The following is a 14,813-nucleotide window of genomic DNA, read 5'->3' as shown; positions in this document are numbered from 1 at the left end:
ATAGAAGGGAAAGATAAGAATGGCAGGGGAATGGTAAATGAGCTTATTTCGAACCATTAAGAAAAACGCAAAACAAAAAGTCATCGAGAGTTCAAAAAAAGATGATTCCCTAACAAAGGATCCCTTAACAGGTATTTTTTCAGAGGACTTACAGAAAATTAATAAAACCTTTGAGAAAAGTTCAGATGTAGTGATAAGGGAATTTTCAATTGGTAGTGAAGAAAAAGTTAAAGCAGCCATTATCTATACGGATGGATTAGCAGATACAACATCGATCCAAACCTTTATACTCGACTCACTAATGGTTGAAGCAAAACAAATGGATAACACAAAAGAAAACTTGCATAGCAGAAAAATTCTCCAGTGGGTTAAAGCTAGTCTTCTAACTGTTGGATCAGTTGCAGAAATAAGCGATTTTGACTCGCTATTTACAAATATTCTCTCAGGTAACACAGTAATATTTATCGATGGGATGAAAGTGGCAATTGGTGCTTCAACAGGGAGATGGGAAGAACGTGCTATTTCAGAGCCTGCTTCTGAAACAGTTGTTCGTGGACCTCGTGAAAGTTTTTCTGAAAATATTCGAAAGAATACTGCTCTAATTAGAAGAAAAATAAAAGATTCCAATCTCCTTTGCGAGCAAAAGGAAATTGGTCGTATCACAAAGACCTGTGTTGCAGTTATGTATATCAATGGAATCGTCAATGAAAAAGTAGTGGAAGAAGTACACACCCGATTGGACAGGATTGATATTGATGGAATTTTGGAAAGTGGAAATATTGAAGAATTAATTCAAGATGAAACGTTCACACCATTTCCTACTATATATAATACGGAGCGTCCAGATGTCATTGCTGCTGGCCTGCTTGAAGGTCGTGTAGCAATCCTAATTGATGGGACTCCTTTTGTCCTTATTGTTCCATCCCTATTTATTCAAAACTTCCAGGTCCCTGAAGATTATTACCAACGTGCTGATATTAGCACCTTTCTAAGAATGCTCCGAATTGTTTGTTTTTTAATATCGCTACTTGGCCCATCATTTTATATAGCAGCTACTACTTACCATCAGGAAATGTTACCTACACCTCTTTTAGTCAGTTTAGCTGCCCAGCGAGAAGGGGTTCCCTTTCCTGCCTTTGTCGAAGCACTTATTATGGAAATTACCTTTGAAATCCTTAGGGAAGCTGGGATTAGGATGCCTAGGGCAGTTGGTCAAACGGTATCAATTGTCGGAGCATTGGTACTTGGACAAGCTGCTGTTGAGGCTGGAATCGTGTCGGCAAGCATGGTTATTGTTGTTTCGATTACCGCCATCTCCAATTTTGTTTTTCCTGCCTACAATATGGCAATTTCAATAAGAATGCTCCGTTTTGGGATGATGATGCTTGCCGCTTCTTTTGGGTTGTATGGAATAACCATCGGCCTGTTAGCCCTTCTACTTCATCTTAATTCATTACGTTCATTTGGGATTCCTTATATGGCGCCTTTCAGTCCTTTTATTAAAGATGATATAAAAGATACTATTTTCCGATTTCCGCTAAAATTTTTAGGAACTCGTCCTAGGCTAATTAGCCAAAAAAATAGTAAACGCAATCATACACCAGCTACATCGAAACCTGAACCAAGAGAATAGTTTCTTTGTTGTAAAGGATGGACTTAAATGAAAATGTTATCTTGGCTATTGATTATCATCTTGTTCGTTCCCATTCTTTCAGGATGTTGGAATAGAAGAGAATTAAATGAACTTGCGATTGTCGCAGCATTGGCTATTGATAAAACTGGAGATAATTACCTAGTTACTGCACAAGTAATTGACCCTGGTCAAGTATCAACTAATGGTGGAGGAGGTGGTCGAGCACCTGTTACAACTTATTCCGAGAAAGGAAAACATATTTTCGAGGCTGTACGTCGAATGACCACCATCACTCCTAGAAAATTGTATTTTTCACATTTGCAAATGCTTGTCATTAGTGAGGAAGTGGCACGTGAAGGTATGAATAATACCTTAGATTTCTTAACTAGGGATCCGGAATTTAGGAAAGATTTTTACATTGTTGTTTCAAGAGAGCTTAATGCCTCACAAATTCTAAAAAATTTATCGCCTATTGAAAAAATTCCAGCACAAAAAATGCGATCTTCCCTTGAGACATCTCAAAAGGCTTGGGCGCCAACAATCGCAATTCAAATGGATGAGTTAATCTCTTCGTTAACAAGTGATGGGAGTAATCCTGTCCTAACTGGTATCACCATAAAGGGAGAAGGGGATGATGGACAAACTTTGCAAAACGTGGAGAGAATTGAACCCTTTGCACGGTTAAAATATAAAAATATAGCTGTTTTTAAGAAAGATAAATTAATTGGGTGGCTAAATGAAAAAGAAAGTAAAGGTTACAACTATATTAAAGATAAAGTCGAGAATACCGTGGGGCCAATTCCATGTGAAAAGAAAGGGGAATTAATCATTGAAGTTATTCGATCAAAAACGAAAGTGAAAGGAAAGTTTATTAATGGTAAACCAACAATTGATATCCAAATACGTTCTGAAGCCAATATCGCAGAAGTAGCATGTCAAATTGACTTAACAGATCCTAATGCTATTAGGAAAATTGAAAAAAAAACTGATAAAGTGAATATAAACATTTTGAAAACATCGATTGCAAGAGCTAAAAAATTAGGAGTAGATATTTACGGGTTTGGGGAAGTCATTCACCGTACCGATCCTAAAGCATGGAAAAGTCTAAAAAAAAATTGGAATCAAGAATTTACTCACTTGCCTATTACCATTCATTCTGATTTCAAAATTCGGCGAACTGGAACTGTAAACCAATCATTTCTAAAAAAGGAGTAATCCATTTTTGTTTTATAGCATTATTATCCTATTTATTTCCATCGGCATTGGTTTATTAGAAATACCGAAATTGTTGAGAGGTAAGTTAGTTAGAGAGAGTCTCTTCTATTTACTGATTCTTTCGATAGGTACCTTTTTTTGTATTCTTTTAGCCTTAGATATTAATTTACCGAATCCAGTCAATTGGTTAACCATATTATTTAAACCACTGACTAATTGGTTAAATTTCACTTAATGTAAACGGAAAGGGAGGGACTTTACATGATAGAAAAAGGAGTTATCTCTCAAGGTCAATTTATCATACTGGCCGTGTTGTATATAATTGCTACTTCCATTTTAATTGGTCCTCCTTTGTTCGTATTAGCTGCTAAACAAAATGCTTGGATGGGGATTATCATTGGTATATGTTTTGGAGTTCTTCATGCGTGGATGTATGGGATTCTCGCCAAACGATACCCAAACAAAACGTTGATTGAATTCAATGAAAGTATTCTCGGAAAATGGGCTGGGAAAGCCCTCTCCCTTCTATTCTTCATATTTTTTTTAATACTTACCAGTGGTCTACTACGGATTATCGGAGATTTTATTACAACCAGTATTTTGACTGATACGCCAATTGAAGCTATTGAAGTTACGTTTATGTTATTGCTTATATTGGCAGTTCGTCTTGGCTTAGAGACGTTTGCGCGAACCGCAGAAATGGTAGTCCCATGGGTTTTGATATTTTTTTTCCTGCTTACATTCTGTCTACTGCCTGAAATTGAAATGAAAAACCTATTCCCGATCCTTGAGGATGGGATAAATCCAGTCATAAAAGCAACCATCTATTCACTAGGGGTTCCTTTTTCTGACCTCGTCATTTTACTGATGATCGCCCCAACTGTGGCTTCTCCTAAAAAAATTGGAAAAGCACTGGGTATTGCAACATTTACAGGTGGGTTTATCCTACTAACGATTGTATTATTAGCTATTCTCGTTTTAGGGGCTAATTCAATAATTCAAATAAATTACCCCATTTATATATTAGCTCAAAAAATTAATATCGGTAATTTCATTCAAAGAATTGAAGTACTGGCCGGGGCTATTTTTTTTATTTCAGCTTTTATTAAATCTACGATCAGTTTTTATTCAACCGTTGTAAGCTTTGCCCATATTTTCCAATTAAAAAAATTTGAAAATTTAACCCTTCCCTTTGGGATAGTTATCATTTCCTTAGCCACGGTTATGTCACCGAATATCGTCTATTTTAATAATTTTCTTTCAACAACTTGGGTGCCATTTGCCGTAATCTTTGGTTCGATTATTCCTTTTTTCTTATTTACGATTGATTCAATAAAAGGAGCAATGAGAAACAAATAAGAGAACCATTGGGGGTTTATCATTCATGAATATAAAAAAGATTAGCGCTTTTCAATTGTTTTGTCTGATGTATTTATTTGAGCTTGGTAGTGCTATTGTAGTAGGGTTAGGTTTACAAGCAAAACAGGACGCTTGGTTAGCGATCTTACTAGGGATGGTTGGCGGGATCTGTCTTTTTCAAATATATCATTTCCTTTATTTACAATTCCCTGATCAGCCATTAACTAGTTACATTACGAAAATACTTGGGAAATTCATTGGGACTCCTTTAGCTCTTATTTACTGCTTCTACTTCCTATACATCGCCGGAAGGGTGTTGAGGGATTTCGGAGATTTGTTAATTACATCTGCTTTGGATGAAACTCCATTAATTATGATAAATGCCTTGATGGTCCTTTTAATCACCTATGGGTTGTCGAGAGGCATTGAAGTGATCGGCCGTACAAGCGAAACTGTGTTTTTTTTAATGCTCTTATTTGGTTTTATCGGAATTACCTTCACCAATTTTTCGGGGATTGTTAAATTGGTCAATTTAGCCCCACTTTTTGAAAGTGGTTGGAAAACTTTATCTTCCACAGTATTAAAACAAACCTATACTTTTCCATTTGGAGAAATGATAGCCTTCACCATGATTCTTCCGCATTTAAATAATCAGCTAAATGGAAGGAAAATTGGCATTTTTGCCTTGCTAGCCAGTGGTATCACATTAAGTATCACTGTCGCACTAGAAATAGCTGTACTTGGGGCAAAAGGTGTAGCTTTCTCACAATTTCCTTTACTTGATATGATTGGACAGGTAAATATCGGTGATTTTATCCAACGATTAGATATAATTGTTGTCGCAACATTAATTATTGGTGTTTTCATAAAGATAACAGTCTTTTTTTATGCCGGGTATCTAGGTTTAACTAGTATATTTCATATCACGAAAAAAAAACAGAAAGCCCTTTTTTTACTCATCCTTGGGACACTTATTCTGATTTCCTCAATAAAAATGTCTAGTAACTTTGCAGAGCATCTGAAAGTAGGATTGAAGTGGGTTCCAATTTACCTTCACTTACCATTACAAACTGGCGTTCCTCTATTATTATTCTTGATAACCTGGTTACGAAAATCTCTTCGAAAGAATAAACTAAAGACCCATGAAATGGAGTCTTAATTGGATATTCGGTCAATACAATTCATGATTCCTGAGAAAGACCGCTATTTTTTGTCAATAGCGGTCTAATTCTAACTAATCCATATTCACAACTTGATATAACTCATTTCGATCGATTATGCTCCCTGTAAACTCATGGGTCAACTTTCCATTTGCATTAAATATAAACGTTTTGTTATCATGTATGACTTCTGATCCCTTTTTTGAAAATTGTTCACCAAGTGTGTCTGCCAAATTTTGAATCTCATCCTTATCCCCTGTCAGCATCTTTAAATAAGTCATATCAAAATTCATCTTCTTGGCATGTTCTTTCATCGCTTCAGGTGTATCATTTTTTGGGTCGAGCGAAACAGAAATAAGCAGGATATTTCCTGTGTTGCTTCCCTTTGCTTTCAAATCCTGCTGCAGGTTGCTAAAATTGCTCAAAAGAATTGGACAAGCATTCGGGTCGATACAGTTTACATAAGTAAAAGTCATGACCACTTTTTTGCCAATAAGATCTTGGTTAGTCACTGACTTCCCATTCTCATCGATTAACTTAAAATTAGGTAAGGCAAGGTCTTTTGTGACCTTATGGGCCGTCTCTAATGTTTTTGCCTCGACAGCGAATTCTCTATCTTCTTCTAAAATGTCCCCATCATGTTCTACCTTTATTGAAGCTATCCAATCACCATTCATCGCTAGATTTGCTGTTCCAATATATTTGCCCTCACCTATGTCTTGGACGGCAACAGGAGTAGTTCCGTGATCCATGTTTTTCATAGCTAGATTGGCACTTACCTTTGCATCCTCAACGGGATTTCCCTGTTTGTCAGTCACAGTAAATTGCATCGCATACATTTTTCCAGGAGTAAACGTTTTTGGCGAGGTAAGTTTTACCGATAAACGTTGGGATCCCCCGCAGCCAGCAATAAATATAATAATCATAGTCATTAAGATGACAGTTAGTCTTTTCATTTTGCCAACCTCACAGTTAGATAAATTGTTAAATCTTAGCTTCCTTTAACTATATACTACTATTTTTTTAAAAACTGTGAAGTTTTACACATGAACTCGAAATAACACAATACGGCAATTACTTCTTGAATTTTTTTTGAACTTTATTAGAACCATGGGGTTTCGCCAAATTTCTCCTCACTTTTCAACAAATTTCTACGTTATTCATTGATATATTTTATGACAGTACAAGAATACAGTTTAAATTAAAGGGAGGAAATCATAATGGCGATTGATGAAAAGGTGCTTTTCCAAACTCAATCAGAAACCATGGTAGATCGGATCGCCCATAAAGGGGCGGTTGCGTTAACGGAGTTTCGCACATATACCCAAGAAATGGTTGATGAAATTGTTAAAGAAATGGCTCTGACTGCACTTGAAAATCATGTTCATCTTGCAAAAATGGCCGTTGAGGAAACGAAAAGAGGACTTTTTGAGGATAAGATTTCCAAAAATATGTTTGCTACTGAAATGATTTATCACAGTATCAGAGACCTAAGAACCGCAGGTATTATTAGTGAAAACGAACATGAAGGGACGTATGAAATGGCTGAGCCTGTTGGTGTGATTGCTGCACTGGTGCCAGTCACAAATCCCGCATCAACTGTCATTTATAAATCCCTTATAGCCTTGAAAACTAGAAACCCAATTATATTTTCCTTTCATCATTTGGGTCAAAATACTGGGATTACCACAGCAAAACTGCTCAGTGATGCCGCTATAAAGGCAGGTGCTCCGGAAAATTGCATTCAATGGCTTGAGGACACCTCTCGTGATTCGGCAAATACATTGATGCGGCATCCAAAAGTCTCACTAATTTTAGCTACTGGTGGCTCAAGCATGGTTAAGGCTGCCTATAGCTCCGGGAAACCGGCAATTGGTGTGGGGCCAGGTAACGTCCCTTGTTATTTTGAAAAAACAGCCAATATCAAGAATTCTGTCCAAGACCTCATCCTATCAAAAACCTATGATAATGGAATGATTTGTGCATCTGAGCAAGCGCTCATAATTGATTATGAGATATATACAGAAGTTGTAACCGAAATGATGGCAAATAACTGTTATTTCCTTAATGAGCAGGAAAAACAACTATTAGAAAAATTGGCGGTTAAAGAATCTACTGGTACCCTTAATCCGCTCGTTGTCGGCTTGTCAGCTAGTAAAATAGCAGAAATGGCAGGATTAGAAGTTCCTGTTGACACGAAGATTCTCGTTGCAGAATTAGAAGGTGTGGGACCGCAATATCCACTTTCATGTGAAAAATTAAGCCCGATTCTTGCCTGCTACAGGGCAAGAAGTTTAGAGGACGGTTTAAGAATTGCTGAAGAAACACTTGAATATGGGGGACTCGGTCATACTGCCTCAATCCATACCTTTGATGATGATATCATTGAATTGTTTGCAATGAGGATGAGAGCAGGACGAATTCTGGTAAATACCCCTTCTGCCCAAGGAGCAACTGGAAATGTTTATAATGATTTTCTGCCCACCCTTACACTCGGATGTGGCACCTATGGAGGAAATTCCGTCTCAACAAATGTTGGCGCGATGAATTTGATTAACATTAAAAAGATTGCCAAAAGAAATATAAACGCTCAAGTTTTGAGGACACCACCGCAAATTTATTATAAAAAGAACTCTGTCCAAGTCTTAGAAGTTCTACCAAACATTACAAAGGCATTCATTGTCACTAGCCCAAGTGCGGTGAAGAACGGTTACGTTGCTAAAGTTCTTCATTATCTAAAAAAACGTCCGGATTTCATTCAGTTTGAAGTATTCTCTAAGGTCGAGCCTGATCCGAGCCTTGAAACGGTTTTAAGTGGTGCTGAACTTATGAGACACTCACAACCAGATATGATTATTGCCCTTGGTGGCGGCTCGGTATTAGATGCAGCCAAAGCAATGTGGTTATTTTACGAGTATCCAGATACAGACTTCACCGCTATAAAACAAAAATTCTTAAATCCAAGAAAACGGGTGGTTACTTACCCAAAACTTGGCACGAAAGCAAAACTTATTGCTATTCCAACTACATCTGGAACTGGCTCTGAGGTCACATCTTTTTCGGTGATTACAGATAAAAAAGTGAATGTTAAATATCCGCTCTCGGATCCAGAACTATTACCTGAAATTGCAATTATTGACTCACAATTTACAATGACCGTTCCTAAGCATATTACGGCTGATACGGGAATGGATGTTCTTACACATGCCCTGGAAGCGTATGTTTCGGTTGTCTCTAATGATTTTACAGATGGACAAATCATCAAAGCGATTCAACTTGTATTTGAATATCTTCCTCGTGCCTACCGAAACGGTCTCGATGAAGTGGCCCGTGAGAAAATGCATTATGCTTCAACGATTGCAGGATTGGCTTTCAATAATGCCTTTTTAGGCATTAACCATAGTTTGGCACATGCGCTAGGGGCAGAGTTTCAGATTGCACACGGTCGTGCAAATACAATCTTTCTCCCGCATGTCATTCGGTTTAATTCTATTAAGCCAACCAAATTCACACCGTTCGCTGGCTATCAGCAATTTGTGGCGGACAAACGCTATGCCGATCTTGCTAAAATGTTAGGACTGCCAGCTCGAACCACAGAAGAAGGAATTGACAGTTTAGTTGGTGCAATTCTCGAACTTGCTGATGAACTAGATATACCGCTGAGTGTGGAAGAATGTGGTGTTGCACCTTCTGAATACGAAAAGAAAATTGAAACTATGGCTTTACATGCCTTTAATGATCCGGACACAAATGTAAATCCAAAGCGGCCGCTAGTTAAAGAACTTGCTGAAATCCTGCGTCAAGCATATACAGGTATTCAACGTTTATAATTACTACTCTATGAAGGTAAGAAGGCGCATGGATTACATGCGCTTTCTTTAGTAAATACCAATACAAGTTTAATGAGTTCCGATTACTTAATTTTCACTCACTTGAATCTTGTTGTAATCTGTCAATTGATATCTTGCTTAAACTAATACTTTTTTTAACTTTTCCGTAAGTGCTGGTATAACTGTTTTGTAGTCAGCTATTACCCCAAGATTGGCACGCTTAAAAATAGGAGCTTCTGGGTCTGAATTAATTGCAACCACAGTCTTTGCACTTGTTATCCCCGCGAGATGCTGGCTGGCACCGGATATTCCAACGGCGATATAAAGGTCTGGAGCAACAACGGCACCTGTTTGCCCGACCTGAAGATTAGAAGGAACCCATCCGGCGTCACATGCTGCCCTTGATGCACCGACTGTACCTCCAAGCAATTCGGCAAGAGCCTGCAACTCTTGAAAACCTTCTGGTCCGCCAAGTCCACGACCTCCGGAGACGATTATATTCGCATCCTCCAGACGAATGTCGGACAGTGCTGACTGAATCTTAACCACTAGCTTCGTTAAAACTTTCTCCTCTGGAACGGAGTAATTAACTTCAATGATTTCACCTGTACGTGTTGAATCAGGGACGGCCTGGTCCTGACTCTTTTGGCGAATTCCAACGACTACTTTTTTGCGTGAAGTTGAATACTCACCTAAGGCCTTATCACCATAAATCGGGCGCACCCATGTCAGCTTGCTGCCTTCTGTTCTAAAATCAGTAACCTCAGTTATGGCGGACGCTCCTAAACGGGTAGCCAATCGACCTGCTAAATCTTTACCGGTCCGATCAAAGGAGAGAAGCAGCACATCGGCGCCTGACTGTTGAAAAACAGTGTAGAGACTATCTGCATACAAATCAACTTGGTATTCCGCAAGCAGCGGGTTACAAACAGTATATACCTTGCTAGCCCCATAGCTAATGGCCTCCTTGGCACCAGCAGTAGGCTTAACTCCAACTAATACAGCTTCCACAGTTCCTTCAGTGACACTAGCCAAACGACTACCGAATGCCAGCACTTCCTTGGCACCAGAACTAAGCGATTCTTCCTGATGATGTGTATAGATAAGTATTTTATTCATAGGTTGGACCTCCTAAAAAATCTTCAGTGTCAGGAGTTTATCAATTAATTCATCGGCGAGCACAGTTCCTTCACTTCCAGAGAGGATTTCACAGTTAACATCTCTGTTTAGTACATACGCCCGTTCTAATCTTACCCCGGGTTGACACCGCTCTTTATCTAAATCTGTGTCTTCTGCTTCAAAAAGACTAATTGACTTGCTCCTCGCCAGACGAATATCTTTAACCTTAGGAAGGCGCGGGACATTTGTCTCAGAACTGATAATCGTGAACACTGCTGGAAATGGAACACTAACCACTGTATACCCGCCTTCTGCTTCACATGTAGACTTTACACTGTCATCAGCTAGTTCGAGGTCAGAGACGAGCGTCACACATGGAATGCCAAGTTCCTCGGCCATGACTGGTCCAACCAGCGCTTCCTCAATGTCACTCGCTTGATAGCCAGTCAGCACAAGCTCTGCCCCACCAAGAGTTTTGATTGTTTGAGCAAGGATATGCCCAACGGCCTGACCGTCAAGATTTTCCCATTCCGAATCCCACACACGTACAGCTGCATTTGCTGTAAAGGCTAAGGCCCGACGCAGCACCTCTTCTGAAGATTCGTCTCCTAGGCAGATGGCAGTTACTGTAGCTCCAGGTGTTTTATCTCTTAATTGAATAGCCAATTCAAGGGCGTTTTCAGCAAAAGAGTCCAAAACCATGTCATTATCTCCGTAATCCGGACGATTGGTCTCAGGGTCAATTTGAAAATAACGGGGTTTAATCTCCGGATCTAAGACATGCTTTAGACATACGACGATATGCATCTTGTTCACCTCTTGTATTTTTAATTTGTTTTACCCTCTAACTTCTATTCCAGCCCTTACAGCCAAGCCACGATGGCTAGTAGGATTAGGGTACGGGTCAAGCCCATACATTTCTCGTAATCTAGCAACTGCTTCGGCTGGTGGTTTTGAATTGTAATATCCGCGGCGCGTCATATAAACCCCAGATACCCTCCTCAAGTCCGCTAGTGATTCACACATCTTAATCCCTGCACCAAAGGAGTCGACAACAGGCACTTCTCCAATCCTTGAGATTCCAAACGTAGCGAGGAAAACGTTCATCGGTCCTTCCCCTGGCACAATGACATCTGCCCCTTGGGAAATGGCAGTTTCAGCAGCCCTTTTAAAAGCCTCGATAACAGGTTCAGGATTATTAAAACCAGCAAGAACATCATCAAATCCTGACTCGAGCGCTACAATTGGTCCAAGTTTTTCACCAAGGCCATAGCGAGCAGCGTTTTGTCTAAGCTCATCCGCTAATGGGGTTAAAAAATTAACAACTCCGAGCCGGTCACCCAGCATGGACGCGATATGAAAGGAGGCTTGCCCATATCCGACCACTGGGATATCTACCAACGTGCGAGCCTCATGTAGCCCGACGTCAGGAATAGTCCCGATAAACATCGCATCATATCCTGCTGCCTCTGCCATGAGTGCAGAGCGGACGAACTGCTCACGGTGCAGGTTTTGAAGGTAGGAATGAGTAATAAAGTGTCCCGGGTAATGAGTTGGATAAGTCTCTTCCGACATCCCATGCAATACGATTTCTACATCCGGTCGTGCAATTTTTCGCAGGTGATTGATAATTGCATCCCGGTATTGGGGAACTCTGTCAATCGTGGTCAGGCTCTGATGCCAGATTTTCATAAAATCTACCTCCTTTTTAATATTTTTATTGTTCTATTAGCGCGAATTCCTGTATCCTATCAGCGAATACTGATAATCTATCAGCGAATCCGTTCCAATGGGCGGATTTTACATTTTAATGGGCGAATTCTCCAATTTTATGGGCGAATTTAACGAACTAATGGGCGAATTCTTCTATTTTATGGGCGAATCATAAATCTTCCCGATGTGCTACTTTACAGCCACCTCTTTCAATGCCACTTGGACTGCAATCCGTCCAAATACTGCACACTTACCTAACGAGCTTCCGGTCATATATCCAGCCCCGTGAAATCCACCTGTCACTTCCCCGGCCGCAAACAACCCTAAAATCGGCTCGCCGAAAGGATTGACTACTTTTGCTTCTGGATTTACAGAAACGCCAGCATAAGTTGCAAGCATCGCCACTGTCGACTCAAATGCATAGAATGGTGCTTTTTCGATAGGGGTTGGTTTTCCATAGTTATGCGTTAAGGTTTTCCTGCCAAAATCAGCATCTTCACCGTCTAGAACTCCTTGATTGTATCTAGAAATCGTTTCCTCCAATACATCAAGCGGCACATCAATACAATCAGCCAAATCCTCTAATGTGTCAGCTTGATAGAGAAGCCTTCGCCGTTTTAGTAACTGCAGATCATAAAGAGGATCATCGTGGACACTCTTGTCCATTACGATTTGATCCCACACCTGAAAGGTCACACAATCTGGCTGTTCGAACGCAGCTTTTCCTAATAATTTATAGGAGATCGACTCATTAACGAATCTTTTCCCGAGCTGGTTAACCATGATTGCCCCCTTATAGAAGGCTAATCCTTGTGACTTAACTGGTCCAGCTGCGGTTGGATGAAAACCATATGTTCCGTTTAAATAAGGTAAGTCCTTCAGCCAGCCCCCATGTTCACAGGCCATTCGTAGTCCGTCGCCGTAATTTCCACGACCGCCAATTCTTAACGCTCCTTTTAATTGTGGAGCGAACTGGCTTAGAAGTTCCTCGCTTTTTGCAAAACCACCTGAAGCGATAATTACCCCTTTTGAAGCCTTTGCCGTTTGCTCTGCTCCTTCAACCTCGTATATTACACGGTCAATTCGACCATCGTCATTTTCTAAAAGTCTCTTTGCCGGAGCATCAAAAAGTATCGTCACATTGGACAACTGCTTGACCCTGCGGTAAAGTGTCTGTATCGCTTGATGGGGATCAATAATATGGCCACGGGGAACACTATGACCACTTACAGCTTCTAGCGAGCGGAATTCAATACCGTGGTTAACAAGCCAATTATAGGTTTCTAATTGATGCTGGCCATAGGCAATAACGAGTGCGGGATCATTCGCACCACCGCCGACCTCTATCATGTCATCCATTAGCGATTCAGTTGAGTCGATAGTTCCCTCTTTTTCTTGCATATCTGTGCCAGCGAAGGCCATATACCCTGAGCTAAGGACTGTACTGCCGCCAAGTTCATCTTGTTTTTCGAGGAGCAGGACGCGTGCTCCTGCTTCCCCTGCCTCAACAGCGGCACACATGCCTGCTAATCCCCCACCTAAAATAATCAAATCATAGCTTTCCATCGGTTAACACACCTCTTACTCTAGGTTATTTAACACTTCTAAGGCAGCCTGGCAAACCTGCATATCATGGGTATAATGGCCGCCGCTTACTCCTACACCGCCAATAAGTTCGTTATTAATTTTGATTGGATAACCTCCGCCAAAAATGATCAATCTTGGCGTGTGAACAATTCCATGCAGCAAAGGCGGATCATCTTTTAGTCTGTCGTACCATTCATGTGTTGCTCTGTTATAGGTTGCAGCTGAAAAAGCCTTATTTTGTGCAATTTCCAAACTAAGTACTGGTGCTCCATCCATTGCAGCGAATGCTTTTAAATTTCCAACGCGATCGACAATGGAGATGCTAAACGGCATTCCTAATTCTTGACCCTTTACAAGTGCTGCCTCTAGCATTTTATTTGCAAGTGCTAGACTGATATTTTTTGATTCAATTACTGGTTTAAATTTTTCCATGGTTATTTCCTCTTTTCTGATATTGTTATAGGTTTACTGGTCGTCCGTTACCAAATGCTTCAATCACTGTAGCAGTTACCGCTTTCATCTTCGGCATACATAAATCTACGATGACATTAGCAAGGTCACGAGGGTGTAACCAATTGTCTTTATTCACATCTGGGGCAATGTCGTCCATCATCTTTGTGTCCACTGGACCAGGACAGACTGCGTTTACTCTAATTTGGTAGGGCTTCAACTCTTCACCAAGTGCTTTAGAAAATCCGATACATGCATATTTCGAAGTAATGTAGGCACTTCTGTCAGGCCCCCCCTTTGTTCCCCAAATCGAAGATAAATTGATAATTATACCGTCTCTCTTTTCAATCATTTGCGGGACCACGGCTCGAGTACACAAATATACTCCGCGGATATTTACATCTTGGACAAAGTCCCATTCTTTAACTGTCGTTTCGATGAAAGGCTTGAGAAGCATGACACCCGCATTATTAATTAAAATATCAATCGATCCCAAGCACTCTTTGGTTTCTTGCACTGCGCTATTTACATCCTCTTCACTACGAACATCTCCCGTAAGCGCAACTGCTTCTCCGCCAAGTTTCTCATTAATATAGAGAGATGTTTCCTTGCTTTCTGATTGATTATCGGAAAAAACAGCTATTTTCGCACCTTGTTTTGCTAAGAGGATACAGGTTTCTTTGCCGATTCCCCTGCCGCCCCCCGTCACAAAGGCTACCTTCCCTTTTAAATCCAAAGAACCTCACC

Annotated in this window: 12 protein-coding genes; 5 read left to right on the top strand and 7 right to left on the bottom strand. The window is 40.2% G+C overall.

Annotated elements, in window-relative coordinates; genetic code table 11:
* The first annotated feature begins 37 nt into the window (after positions 1 to 37).
* The 4 genes from V7121_RS05575 (at position 38) to V7121_RS05560 (ending at position 5,366) form a co-directional block, all read left to right on the top strand.
* Positions 38 to 1,633, top strand: coding sequence for a spore germination protein (locus V7121_RS05575; RefSeq protein ID WP_335545951.1), 1,596 nt, complete (start codon positions 38 to 40; stop codon positions 1,631 to 1,633).
* A 27-nt stretch (positions 1,634 to 1,660) separates the two neighbouring features.
* Positions 1,661 to 2,848 (top strand): Ger(x)C family spore germination protein, encoded by a 1,188-nt coding sequence (locus tag V7121_RS05570; RefSeq protein ID WP_335495413.1) that lies wholly within the window; start codon positions 1,661 to 1,663, stop codon positions 2,846 to 2,848.
* Positions 2,849 to 3,109: 261 nt separating this feature from the next.
* Complete coding sequence (locus V7121_RS05565; RefSeq protein WP_335495415.1) at positions 3,110 to 4,207, top strand: GerAB/ArcD/ProY family transporter; 1,098 nt, start codon at positions 3,110 to 3,112, stop codon at positions 4,205 to 4,207.
* Between the two features lie 25 nt (positions 4,208 to 4,232).
* Positions 4,233 to 5,366 (top strand): GerAB/ArcD/ProY family transporter, encoded by a 1,134-nt coding sequence (locus tag V7121_RS05560; protein WP_335545949.1) that lies wholly within the window; start codon positions 4,233 to 4,235, stop codon positions 5,364 to 5,366.
* Between the two features lie 75 nt (positions 5,367 to 5,441).
* Here the strand turns inward: V7121_RS05560 and V7121_RS05555 are convergent, their stop codons facing one another.
* Positions 5,442 to 6,323, bottom strand: a complete 882-nt coding sequence (locus V7121_RS05555; RefSeq protein WP_335495417.1) for an SCO family protein — start codon at positions 6,321 to 6,323, stop codon at positions 5,442 to 5,444.
* A gap of 264 nt (positions 6,324 to 6,587) precedes the next feature.
* On the opposite strand from V7121_RS05555, the gene adhE reads away from it, so the two are divergent.
* Positions 6,588 to 9,197 carry a bifunctional acetaldehyde-CoA/alcohol dehydrogenase gene (gene adhE, locus V7121_RS05550; protein ID WP_335545947.1) on the top strand — a complete coding sequence of 870 codons (2,610 nt, stop codon included), beginning with the start codon at positions 6,588 to 6,590 and terminating at the stop codon, positions 9,195 to 9,197.
* A 138-nt stretch (positions 9,198 to 9,335) separates the two neighbouring features.
* Here the strand turns inward: adhE and V7121_RS05545 are convergent, their stop codons facing one another.
* From V7121_RS05545 to V7121_RS05520, 6 genes are all read right to left on the bottom strand, one after another.
* Complete coding sequence (locus tag V7121_RS05545; protein ID WP_335545946.1) at positions 9,336 to 10,316, bottom strand: electron transfer flavoprotein subunit alpha/FixB family protein; 981 nt, start codon at positions 10,314 to 10,316, stop codon at positions 9,336 to 9,338.
* Between the two features lie 12 nt (positions 10,317 to 10,328).
* Positions 10,329 to 11,123: an electron transfer flavoprotein subunit beta/FixA family protein gene (locus tag V7121_RS05540; protein ID WP_335545945.1), complete on the bottom strand. Its 795-nt coding sequence runs from the start codon at positions 11,121 to 11,123 to the stop codon at positions 10,329 to 10,331.
* A gap of 30 nt (positions 11,124 to 11,153) precedes the next feature.
* Positions 11,154 to 12,008, bottom strand: coding sequence for an aspartate/glutamate racemase family protein (locus V7121_RS05535; protein WP_335495421.1), 855 nt, complete (start codon positions 12,006 to 12,008; stop codon positions 11,154 to 11,156).
* Between the two features lie 210 nt (positions 12,009 to 12,218).
* A complete protein-coding gene (locus V7121_RS05530; RefSeq protein WP_335545943.1) occupies positions 12,219 to 13,595 on the bottom strand; it encodes an FAD-dependent oxidoreductase in 1,377 nt (458 codons plus the stop codon).
* Positions 13,596 to 13,610: 15 nt separating this feature from the next.
* Entirely contained in the window at positions 13,611 to 14,048 is a 438-nt protein-coding gene (locus tag V7121_RS05525) for a GlcG/HbpS family heme-binding protein (protein WP_335545941.1), read from the bottom strand.
* Positions 14,049 to 14,073: 25 nt separating this feature from the next.
* Positions 14,074 to 14,802, bottom strand: a complete 729-nt coding sequence (locus tag V7121_RS05520; protein WP_335545939.1) for an SDR family NAD(P)-dependent oxidoreductase — start codon at positions 14,800 to 14,802, stop codon at positions 14,074 to 14,076.
* Between the last annotated feature and the right edge of the window lie 11 nt (positions 14,803 to 14,813).

It is taken from the genome of Neobacillus drentensis, assembly GCF_036962125.1.
In the GTDB taxonomy this organism is placed as follows: domain Bacteria; phylum Bacillota; class Bacilli; order Bacillales; family Cytobacillaceae; genus Neobacillus; species Neobacillus drentensis_B.
Note: the sequence above shows the minus strand (reverse complement) of the source record. Positions and strands in the feature narration are given on the sequence as shown.